This is a genomic window from Streptomyces sp. NPDC039465 (genome assembly GCF_055639315.1).
On sequence record NZ_JBVKAP010000001.1, the window covers coordinates 500,247 to 510,960 of the forward strand.

6 protein-coding genes and 1 pseudogene are annotated in these 10,714 nt (G+C 72.0%); 3 read left to right on the forward strand and 4 right to left on the reverse strand.

The window, feature by feature from the left end:
• Position 1: 1 nt before the first annotated feature.
• Both ACZ7LT_RS02310 and ACZ7LT_RS02315 read right to left on the reverse strand, forming a co-directional pair.
• A complete protein-coding gene (locus ACZ7LT_RS02310; protein ID WP_471232984.1) occupies positions 2-1,012 on the reverse strand; it encodes a carbohydrate ABC transporter permease in 1,011 nt (336 codons plus the stop codon).
• Positions 1,013-1,049: 37 nt separating this feature from the next.
• Positions 1,050-2,327, reverse strand: a complete 1,278-nt coding sequence (locus tag ACZ7LT_RS02315; protein ID WP_471232985.1) for an extracellular solute-binding protein — start codon at positions 2,325-2,327, stop codon at positions 1,050-1,052.
• Between the two features lie 323 nt (positions 2,328-2,650).
• Between ACZ7LT_RS02315 and ACZ7LT_RS02320 the strand changes: the two genes are divergently transcribed.
• The 3 genes from ACZ7LT_RS02320 to ACZ7LT_RS02330 are packed head-to-tail and all read left to right on the forward strand — an operon-like array spanning position 2,651 to position 6,374.
• Entirely contained in the window at positions 2,651-4,291 is a 1,641-nt protein-coding gene (locus ACZ7LT_RS02320; protein WP_471232986.1) for a glycoside hydrolase family 13 protein, read from the forward strand.
• A gap of 25 nt (positions 4,292-4,316) precedes the next feature.
• On the forward strand, positions 4,317-5,387 hold the full coding sequence (locus ACZ7LT_RS02325) for a LacI family DNA-binding transcriptional regulator (RefSeq protein ID WP_471232988.1): 1,071 nt from the start codon (positions 4,317-4,319) through the stop codon (positions 5,385-5,387).
• Positions 5,388-5,423: 36 nt separating this feature from the next.
• Positions 5,424-6,374: a phosphatase PAP2 family protein gene (locus tag ACZ7LT_RS02330; RefSeq protein WP_471232989.1), complete on the forward strand. Its 951-nt coding sequence runs from the start codon at positions 5,424-5,426 to the stop codon at positions 6,372-6,374.
• 6 nt (positions 6,375-6,380) lie between these two features.
• Here ACZ7LT_RS02330 and ACZ7LT_RS02335 read toward each other — a convergent pair.
• A pseudogene (locus ACZ7LT_RS02335) lies at positions 6,381-7,186 on the reverse strand (amidohydrolase family protein); the annotation flags it as partial.
• Between the two features lie 141 nt (positions 7,187-7,327).
• Positions 7,328-10,315, reverse strand: coding sequence for a bifunctional [glutamine synthetase] adenylyltransferase/[glutamine synthetase]-adenylyl-L-tyrosine phosphorylase (locus ACZ7LT_RS02340; RefSeq protein ID WP_471232991.1), 2,988 nt, complete (start codon positions 10,313-10,315; stop codon positions 7,328-7,330).
• Positions 10,316-10,714: the final 399 nt, after the last annotated feature.

Below are 10,714 nucleotides of genomic sequence, written 5' to 3' on the forward strand. Positions count from 1 at the left end.
GTCACCACACCTCTCCCTGCTTGCGGAGCGCGCGGCGGTAGACCACGGCGAAGAGCGACAGGAGCAGCAGGATCAGCACGCCCCAGGCGGCGGATCCGGCGTAGTCGCGGGGGCTGACGACGAAGGAGAGCCGGTAGGCGTACGTGACCAGGATCTCGGTGGCGTCACCGGGTCCGCCCCGGGTGAGCAGGAAGATCACCGGGAACATGTTGAAGGTCCAGATGGAGCTGATCAGGACCACGGTGGAGCTGACGGAGCGCAGTCCGGGCAGGGTGATGTGCCGGAAGCGCTGCCAGGCGCTCGCGCCGTCCATCTCGGCGGCCTCGTACAGCTCGCCCGGGATGGACTGGAGTCCGCCGAGCAGGGCGACGAGCATGAAGGGGATGCCGAGCCAGACGTTGACGGCGATGACGGAGATCTTCGCCCAGGTGGGGTCGTTCAGCCACGAGATGGTGTCGAAGCCGCCGCCGGCGAGGAGCTTGTTGAAGAGTCCGCTGCGTTCGTTGAAGAGCAGCCGCCAGGTGAAGACGGAGACGAAGGCGGGGACGGCCCAGGGCAGGATGAGGGCCATGCGGTAGAAGCCGCGGCCCTTGATCCGGCGGTTGAGCATGGTGGCCAGGACGAGGCCGAGGGTGAAGGAGAGGCCGACGCAGCTGACGGTCCACACGAGGGTCCAGCCGAGCCGGTCCCAGAAGACGCTGTCGGTGAGGACGGCCTTGTAGTTGTCGAGGCCGATGAACTCGTAGGTCGCCGGGATGTGGTTGACGCCGATGGTGCGCTCGACGTTGGCCTCGTTGGCGTCCGTCAGCGACAGGTAGACGCCGCGGACCAGCGGGTAGCCGATGATCACGCCGATCACGATCACCACCGGGGCGACCATGCTCCAGGCGTACCAGTGGGTCGACAGCGCGCGGCGCAGCCGGCCCGGGTTCTTCTCAGTGCGGCGGCCGGGGCCGCGGGCGCTGTCTGCGCCCGCGGCCTTCGCCACCGACTGGCTGGTCTCGACAGCCATGTCGTCGGTCAGCCCTTCCCGTGACTTCCCTCGGTGCTTACTTGTAGTCCTTGAGCAGCTTGGAGTAGGCCTCTCCGCTGCTCTTGGCCGCCTGCTCGGGGCTGGCCTTCCCGGTCAGGACGTTGGCCATCTCGACCTTGAGCGGCTCGAAGAGGGCGTTGCCCTGGGGGATCCAGGGACGCTCGACGGCCTTGTCAACGGCGGGCTTGAAGAACTTGACCATCTCGTTGCCGGCGACCGAGGGCACGGCGTACACGGAGGTACGGGTCGGCAGCAGGCTGAGCTTCTCGGTGGTCTGCTGCTGCACCTTGGCGGAGCTCATGTACTTGGCGAACTCGTACGAGGCGTCGAGGTTCTTGGAACCGGCGTAGACGGAGAGGTTCCAGCCGCCCTGCGGGGAGGCCTGCTTGACGGTGCCGGCCGGGACGGGGGCGATGCCGAGGTTGGACTTGTCGGTGAACTGCTTGCCGGCGCGGGAGTCCTCGATGGCCCAGGGGCCGTTGAGCATCATCGCGACTTCGCCGTTCTTGAAGGCGTTCTGCATGTTGTTCCACCCGTCGGCGGCGTCGGTGATGGCCGCCTTCGAGTCGACGAGGTCCTTGATGGTGGCGAACGCCTTCACACCGGCCGGGTCGTCGACGGTGATCTGCTTGTCCTTGGCGTTGACCATGTCGCCGCCCTCGCCGTAGAGGAAGGGCAGGAACCAGTAGGCGTCGTCGCCGCGCAGGTAGAAGCCGGTCTTGCCGGTCTTCTGCTTGATCTTGGCGGAGGCGGCCTTGAGCTCGGCGATGGTCGCGGGCGGCGTGGCGACCCCGGCGTCCTTGAGCATCTTCTTGTTGTAGAAGAGCGCCATGGTGTCGATGACCTGCGGGACCGCGTAGGTCTTGCCCTGGAACTTGGTGGAGGCCGCGGCCTGCGGGAGGTAGTCCTCGGCCTTGTCGACGGCGGCGGTGCCGTCCAGCGGGGCGAGGTATCCGAGGCTGGCGAAGTCGGCCACCCAGGCGACCTCGGTACGCATCACGTCGGGAGCGCCGGAGTTGCCGCCGGCCGCGTTCTTGAACTTGGAGTTCGCATCGCCGAAGGGGACGTTGACGTACTTGACGTCGACGTCGGGGTGCAGCTTCTCGAAGCCCTCGGCCAGGGCCTGGTAGGTGCCCTTCTCGGCCTCGTTCGAGGTGTCCCAGAAGGTGACGGTGCCGGAGAGCTTGCCGCCCTTCTTGGCGCTGTCGCCCTTGCTGCCGCTGTCCCCACCGCACGCTGCCGTCGTCAGGGCCAGGGCCGCGACCAGCGCGGTGGCCGCTATGCCACGCCGCATGTGAACTCCTTCAAATGATCCCGGACGCTCCGTCGCGGCTCCGGGTTGCCAGGAACGTAACAGGGATGCAAATGAGCCGAAAGAGCTTGCGGCAATTTTCTGCAAGGGCGGCGGATCGTTACATCCGCGTGTCCCTAAGGTTGCCGATGGGTCGCTTGACAGACATGGGAAAGTCGGTGCCAGCTGGGGCGGGGCGGGGTTGCGGGCTCCGCAGGACCTCTGCAAGCCTTTCGTAAGCACTTGCAGGACCGTTTCAAGGCCGCCTGTCCTCTCGTTACCAGTGCGGCCCCCACCGCCACGGACCACGCGAGAGGGACACCCCCATGGCTCATGACCTCACCTCCCCCGCCCCGGTGCCGGACCAGCGTCTGGCGAGCCCCGACGACCGTCGGCGGAGGTGGTGGCGCGACGCCGTCATCTACCAGGTGTACGTCCGTTCCTTCGCGGACAGCGACGGGGACGGCGTCGGCGATCTGCGCGGTGTCCGCGCCCGCCTCCCCCATCTGCGCGACCTCGGCGTCGACGCCGTCTGGCTGACCCCGTTCTACGGCTCCCCGCAGGCCGACGGCGGCTACGACGTCGCCGACTACCGCGCCGTCGACCCGCTCTTCGGGGACCTCGCCGACGCCGACAACCTCGTACGCGCCGCCCATGAGCTGGGTCTGCGGATCATCGTGGACATCGTCCCCAACCACACCTCCGACCAGCACCCGTGGTTCCTCGAGGCACTCGCCGGGGGCCCCGGCTCCCCGGCGCGCGAGCGGTTCCTCTTCCGCCCCGGCCGCGGGAAGAACGGCGAACTGCCGCCGAACGACTGGGAGTCCGTCTTCGGCGGCCCGGCCTGGACGCGCGTCGCGGACGGCGAGTGGTACCTCCACCTCTTCGCCCCCGAGCAGCCCGACCTGGACTGGGAGAGCCCCGAGGTCAAGGCCGAGTTCGAGTCCGTGCTGCGGTTCTGGCTCGATCTGGGCGTCGACGGGTTCCGGATCGACGTCGCCCACGGCATGGTCAAGGCCGCCGGGCTGCCCGACATCGGCCGCACCGAACAGGCCCGGCTCATCGGCAACCAGGTCCTCCCCTTCTTCGACCAGGACGGTGTGCACGAGATCCACCGCTCCTGGCGCCGGCTGCTCGACTCCTACCCGGGCGAGCGGATCGGCGTCGCCGAGGCCTGGGCGCCCACCCCGGAGCGGCTCGCCCTGTACGTACGCCCCGACGAGCTGCACCAGGCCTTCAACTTCCAGTTCCTGAACTGCCCGTGGGAGGCCCCCGCGATGCGCCGGGTCATCGACGACTCGCTCGCCGCCACCGCCTCCGTCGGCGCCCCCACGACCTGGGTGCTCTCCAACCACGACGTGGTACGTCACACCACACGCTACGGAGAAGGGGACGCCGGTCTGCGCCGGGCCCGGGCCGCCGCGCTGCTGATGCTGGCGCTGCCCGGCTCCGCCTACGTCTACCAGGGCGAGGAGCTCGGCCTGCCCGAGGTCACCGAGCTGCCCGACGAGGTGCGCCAGGACCCGGCGTTCCGCCGCACCGCCGGCCAGGAGGGCCTGCGCGACGGCTGCCGGGTGCCCATCCCGTGGACCGCCGAGGGACCCTCGTACGGCTTCGGCGACGGCGGCAGCTGGCTCCCGCAGCCGGAGTCCTGGGCCGCGCTCAGCGTCGAGGCGCAGAGCGGCGACCCGCTGTCCACGCTGGAGCTCTACCGCTCCGCCCTCGCCCTGCGGCGCGAGCTCCCCGGCCTCGGGGACGGCACGATGCAGTGGCGCGATGCCCCCGAGGGGCTGCTCGTCTTCGCCCGCCCGGGCCTCGTCTGCACCTTCAACACCCTCGGCGAGGACGTCCAACTCCCCCGCCCCGGGCGACGGGTGCTCTCCAGCGTCCCCTGGCAGCCCGAGGCCTCCGCCACCGGGGACAGCGTCCTTATTCCCGCCGATTCCTGCACGTGGTGGGCAATCTGACGCGCGACCGGTACAGTCCCATCCCATGACCGCGCGGCTCTCCGACATCGCAGCCCAGGCGGGGGTCAGTGAGGCCACAGTCAGCCGCGTTCTCAACGGCAAACCGGGCGTGGCCACCGCCACCCGCGAGTCCGTGCTTGCCGCGCTCGACGTCCTCGGCTACGAACGGCCCGTACGGCTGCGCCAGCGCAGTGCGGGCCTGGTCGGGCTGATAACGCCCGAGCTGGACAACCCCATCTTTCCCGCCCTGGCGCAGGTCATCGGCCAGGCCCTGACCCGCCAGGGATACACCCCGGTCCTGGCCACCCAGACGCCCGGCGGCTCCACCGAGGACGAGCTGACCGAGATGCTGGTGGACCGGGGGGTCTCCGGGATCATCTTCGTCTCCGGCCTGCACGCGGACACCACCGCCGACACACAGCGCTACGACCAGCTGCGCGGCCAGGGTGTCCCCTTCGTCCTCATCAACGGCTTCTCGCCCAAGATCCAGGCCCCTTTCGTCTCGCCCGACGACCGGGCGGCGATGCGGCTGGCCGTGACGCACCTGGTCGCGCTCGGCCACACCCGGATCGGTCTCGCGGTCGGACCGAAGCGGTTCGTGCCGGTCCTGCGCAAGATCGAGGGGTTCCAGCTCGGCATGGCCGAGCGGCTCGGGCTGTCCACCGAGGACGCCGACGCCCTGATCGAGCACTCCCTGTACACGCTGGAGGGCGGTCAGGCGGCCGCCGCCGCGCTCCTCTCCCGGGGCTGCACCGCGGTGGTGTGCGCCAGCGACATGATGGCGCTCGGCGCGATCCGGGCCGCCCGTCAGCAGGGTCTGGAGGTCCCCCGGGACGTCTCGGTGGTGGGCTTCGACGACTCCCCGCTGATAGCGTTCACCGACCCGCCGCTGACCACGATCCGGCAGCCGGTGCAGGCCATGGGGCAGGCCGCGGTCAGGGCCCTGCTGGAGGAGATCGGCGGCACACCGGCTCCGCACAGCGAATTCGTCTTCCTCCCCGAGCTGGTGGTCCGTGGTTCCACGGCCTCCGGACCTCAGGGGCAGCGGTCCTCCGAAAGACGGAGCGGTCGCGCCGAAGACCCGACCGACGGATGATCGGTAGGGGTACCCGTATCTGGCAACCTTCTCCCCATGGGTGAATCGACCGTGAGAACACTGGAAGGCCGTACGGCCCCGCCGTCACCCATCGACGGGTCCGACGAGCTCGACGAACGGCCTGGCACACCCGGGCAGCCCGGCGACCGCTCCTCCTGGAACCGGCGGACACGTACCCCGCGCCGGCCCCGGCTGTGGTTCGAGGTCCTGCTGATCGCGGTGAGTTACTGGACGTACTCACTGATCCGCAACGCCGTTCCGGAGCAGAAGGCCGAGGCGCTGCGCAACGCCGACTGGATCTGGCGGGCGGAGCAGTCCCTGGGGCTCGCGTTCGAGGAATCGGTCAACCACGCCGTGAATTCGGTGACGTGGCTGATCGTGGGGATGAACTACTACTACGCCACATTGCACTTCATCGTGACGATCGGTGTGCTCGTGTGGTTGTACCGACGGCAGCCGGGCCGTTACGCGGCGGCGCGCACGATTCTCTTCGCGACCACCGGTGTGGCCCTGGTCGGTTACTACCTGTATCCGCTCGCTCCCCCGCGGCTGATGAACGGGCAGAGCTTCATCGACACGGTCCTGGTCCACCACACGTGGGGCTCGATGGCCTCGGGCAACCTCAAGAACATGTCGAACCAGTACGCGGCGATGCCGTCGATGCACATCGGCTGGTCGCTGTGGTGCGGGCTCATGATCTTCGCCCTGGCCACCGCCCCCTGGGCGCGGATCCTCGGCCTGCTCTACCCCGCCGGCACGCTGGTGGTGATCGTGGCGACCGCCAACCACTTCTGGCTGGACGCGGTCGGCGGCATGATCTGCCTGGGCTTCGGTTTCGCCGTCTCCTACGTCTGGTACGGGGCGCGGCCGCAGGGGCTGCCGAAGCTGGTGGAGCCCGCGCGGGCGAAGCCGGCGGGTCCGCCCCCGGTGGCGGAGGCGGACCACGCGGCGGATCCGGCCCAGGAGACGGTCAGCTCTGGTAGGTGACCTGGCCGGCGGCTCGGTCTCGTCGGCCGGTGCTTCGACCGGGTCGACGGTGAACGCGGTCAGATCGGCGCGGTGCCCCACCTCGATCCGCCCGGCGACGGCTTCCTCGCCCGCCGCGGCGGCGGCGTGCGTGGTGCAGCCCTCCAGCGCCATCAGCCCGCTCAGCCCGCGGCCGGCCGAGGCGGCGCCACACGGGCGCTGGGCCGTGGCGAGGACCTGACGGGCGTCGTCATGCGCGATCGGCCAGTCGGAGCCGAGCGCCAGATGGCCCCCGGCGTCACAGGTCGCGGCAGCGCCAGGCCCGGGCGGCCCGCTCGCCGCCGAGCCGCTTGCACCACTCGTCGGTGTGGTCGGCGCGGGTGTAGGCGGTGTGCGGCGGCGGTGTACGCGGCCGGGTCGGGCCAGAAGGCGTCGGTGCCCTGGCCGTGGCAGTCGGCATGCTCCAGCCAGGCGGTGCCGCCCTCGACCGTGCCGTCCATGAAGAACTTCATGCCGCCGACCCGCCACCTGCGCCCGGCACGCCCCTGGAGCCGTACGAGCTCCTCCAGCTCCTCCGTGTCGGCGCCCGGCATGCACCAGGGGGCCAGCCGAAGCCGCAGCGGCAGCTCGCCGTCCTCCTCGACGGAGCGGAGCAGGCCCGGTACGTCGTCGCCGCCCATGTCCATGAGGTGGGCACCGGTCAGGCCGGTGGCGGCCATCGCGGAGAGCAGACCGAGCAGGGCCGTACGGCGTTCGGCGCGGGGGCGGGCCGGGACGAGGGCGGCGACCGGGTCCATCGCGGCGTGCTCGACGAGATGGCCGGTGGGGCGTCCGGCTTTCCTCGCGCACTTCCGGGGGATGCCGGCGGGGCCCGGAGGCGTAGGGCCCTCCGGGCGCCACGGCGCGGGGGCGACAGCCCGGACAACCCGGCCCGGGGCGGCCGGGGGCCACGGCCCGGACGCCCCGCCTCGGGGCTATGCGCCGTAGAAGAGCTCTTCGACCACCGCCCGCGCCCGGCGTGTGATCCGCCGGTAGTCGTCGAGCATGTCGCCGACATGGCCGGGACCGTACCCCAAGTACCGTGCCACCGCCGCCAGTTCGCGGCCGTCAGAGGGGAAGGTGTCCCCCGGGCGGCCGCGTACGAGCATCACGCCGTTGCGGACGCGGGTGGCCAGGACCCAGGCGTCGTCGAGGATCTGGGCGTCCTCGGTGGACAGGAGCCGGGCCGCGTGGGCGGCGGCCAGCGCCTCGCGGGTGCGGGTGGTGCGCAGGCCGGGCTCGGCCCAGCCGTGTTGCATCTGGAGCAGCTGGACGGTCCATTCGACGTCGCTCAGCCCGCCCCGGCCCAGTTTGGTGTGCAGGGTCGGGTCGGCGCCGCGCGGCAGGCGCTCGGACTCCATCCGGGCCTTGAGGCGGCGGATCTCGCGCACGGCGTCCTCGCCGAGGCCCTCCGCCGGGTAGCGCAGCGGGTCGACCAGCTCGATGAAGCGTGCCCCGAGCCCCGCGTCGCCGGCCATCGGCGCGGCGCGCAGCAGGGCCTGGCTCTCCCAGACCAGCGACCAGCGGCGGTAGTAGGCCTCGTACGACTTGAGGGTGCGGACCAGCGGGCCGCTCTTGCCCTCGGGGCGCAGGTCCGCGTCGATGAGCAACGGCGGGTCGGCCGTGGGGAGTTGGAGGAGCCGGCGCATCTCGGCGACGACGGTGCCGGCCGCCCGGGCGGCCTCCTGCTCGTCGACGCCCTCGCGCGGCTCGTGGACGAAGAGCACGTCGGCGTCGGAGCCGTAGCTCAGTTCGTGGCCGCCGAAGCGGCCCATGCCGATGACGGCGAAGCGGGTGGGCAGTTCGTCGCCCCATCCGGCCCGTACGACAGCCCGCAGGGCGCCGGCGAGGGTGGCGGCGTTCAGATCGGTCACGGCGTCGCCGACCCGGTCGACGAGCGCGCCCGCGTCGACCTCGGCGGGCCGGTCCTCGGTGCCGTAGGAGGCGATGAGGTCGCCCGCGGCGGTACGGAACAGCTCGCGGCGGCGGACACCGCGAGCCGCGGCGACGGCCTGTTCGGCGTCGTCGGCGCGGCCGACGGCGGCCAGGATCTCCTGCTCCAGGTGGTCGCGGCCGCGCGCTCCGAGGCCCTCGGGGTCGCCGAGGATGGCGACCGCCTCGGGGGCGCGCAGCAGCAGGTCGGGGGCGAGGCGGCCGGCGGAGAGCACGCGCGCGAGGTTCTCGGCGGCGGCGCCCTCGTCCCGTAGCAGGCGTAGGTACCACGGCGTCTTGCCGAGGGCGTCGGAGACCTTGCGGAAGCCGAGGAGCCCGGCGTCCGGGTCCGCGGAGTCCGCGAACCAGCCGAGCAGGACCGGCAGCAGGGTGCGCTGGATGGCTGCCTTGCGGGTGACGCCGGAGGACAGGGCCTCCAGATGGCGCAGGGCGGAGGCGGGGTCGGCGTAGCCGAGGGCCTCCAGGCGCTCCCGGGCGGCGCTGGCACTGAGCCGGATCTCGCCGGGGGCGAGCTGGGCGACGGCGTCAAGCAGGGGCCGGTAGAAGATCTTCTCGTGGAGGCGGCGGACCACGCCGGCGTGCCGCCGCCACTCGCGGGTGACCTCGGCGACCGGGTCGGTGCGCAGCCCGAGCGAGCGGCCGAGGCGGCGAAGGTCGGCCTCGCCCTCGGGGACGAGGTGGGTGCGGCGCAGCCGGTACAGCTGGATGCGGTGTTCCATGGCGCGCAGGAAGCGGTACGCCTCGTCGAGCTGGGCGGCGTCGGCGCGGCCCACGTACCCGCCGCCGGCGAGGGCGCCGAGCGCGTCGAGTGTCGTACCACTGTGCAATGTGGCATCGCTGCGGCCGTGCACGAGCTGGAGCAGCTGGACGGCGAACTCGACGTCCCGCAGCCCGCCGGGGCCGAGCTTCAGCTCGCGCTCTATCTGTGCGGCGGGGATGTTGTCGACGACCCGGCGGCGCATCTTCTGCACGTCGGCGACGAAGTTCTCGCGCTCGGCGGCCTGCCAGACGAGCGGGGAGACGGCGTCGATGTAGGCGGCGCCGAGCTCTGGGTCGCCGGCCACGGCGCGGGCCTTGAGCAGGGCCTGGAACTCCCAGGTCTTGGCCCAGCGCTGGTAGTAGGCGAGGTGGGAGGAGAGGGTGCGGACGAGGGGGCCGTTGCGGCCCTCGGGGCGCAGGTTGGCGTCGACCGGCCAGATGGTGCCCTCGACGGTCGTCTCGGAGCAGATCCGCATGAGGTGGGAGGCGAGCCGGGTGGCGGCCTGCAGGGCCTTGCCCTCGTCGGCGCCGTCGACCGGCTCCCCGACGAAGATCACGTCGACGTCGGAGACGTAGTTGAGCTCATGGCCGCCGCACTTGCCCATGGCGATGACGGCGAGCCGGCACTGGGCAGCGTCGGCGGGCGCGGCGGTACGGGCGATGGCGAGCGCGGCGCGCAGGGTGGCGGTGGCCAGATCGGCCAGCTCGGCGGCGGTCTCGGCGACGTCGGTGGTGCCGCAGACGTCCCGGGCGGCTATGGCGAGCAGGCAGCGGCGGTAGGCGACCCGCAGCGAGACGGCGTCGGTGGCGTCGGCGAGGCCCCGCTCGAACTCTGCGACCCCCGGATGCAGGTCCGCGGACTCGTAGGCGGCGAGGGCCTGCCAGTCGCGGGGGTGACGGGCCAGATGGTCCCCGAGGGCCTCCGACGCGCCGAGGACCCCGAGCAGCCGGTCCCGTAGCGGCTTCGCGCCGATCAGGGTCGACAGCAGCCCGTGCCGCTGATCGCCGGACTGCGCCTCGACGAGCCGGACGAGCCCACGCAGGGCGAGATCGGGGTCGGCGGTGGCACCGAGGGCGTCGAGGAGGACGGAGTCGTCCCGTACGGGAGCGAGGTCGGGCAGCTCGAGCAGCCGCTCGGCCCCGGACGGATCGGTGAAGCCGTGCCGCAGCAGCCGCGTGAACGTACTGCTTCTGCGTCCGGGCACTGTCATCCCGCCGTCTCCCTGTCCTGCGATCAAGGTCCAGGGCGAGCCTATCCGCAGGGGAGCGGGAGAGCGCTGCGCGGCGGTCAGGTGGAGGTGCGGGGGCGCGGCGCGGGGCGCATGGCCGGCAGGGCGCGAGCCCGCCCGGTGCCCGGCCGCGCTCCCGGCGCCGAACGTCCCCAACGGGCGCGGTGGCCGCGTGACACGGCTGGGACCGGGCCATCGAGCCCGTCGCGAACGTGCGACCCGACATGGCACACGCGCCGACGCCCGCCGCGCCCCGCCGGCGCGGTGGCCGCGTGACACGGCCGGGACCGGGCCATCGAGCCCGTCGCGAACGTGCGACCCGACATGGCACACGCGCCGACGCCCGCCGCGCCCCGCCGGCGCGGTGGCCGCGTGACACGT

Excerpts from the sequence above, each read along its gene's own strand:
- ACZ7LT_RS02310 (WP_471232984.1), bottom strand. The coding sequence starts at position 1,012 with ATGGCTGTCGAGACCAGCCAGTCGGTGGCGAAGGCCGCGGGCGCAGAC.
- ACZ7LT_RS02315 (WP_471232985.1), bottom strand. The coding sequence starts at position 2,327 with ATGCGGCGTGGCATAGCGGCCACCGCGCTGGTCGCGGCCCTGGCCCTG.
- ACZ7LT_RS02320 (WP_471232986.1), top strand. The coding sequence starts at position 2,651 with ATGGCTCATGACCTCACCTCCCCCGCCCCGGTGCCGGACCAGCGTCTG.
- ACZ7LT_RS02325 (WP_471232988.1), top strand. The coding sequence starts at position 4,317 with ATGACCGCGCGGCTCTCCGACATCGCAGCCCAGGCGGGGGTCAGTGAG.
- ACZ7LT_RS02330 (WP_471232989.1), top strand. The coding sequence starts at position 5,424 with ATGGGTGAATCGACCGTGAGAACACTGGAAGGCCGTACGGCCCCGCCG.
- ACZ7LT_RS02340 (WP_471232991.1), bottom strand. The coding sequence starts at position 10,315 with ATGACAGTGCCCGGACGCAGAAGCAGTACGTTCACGCGGCTGCTGCGG.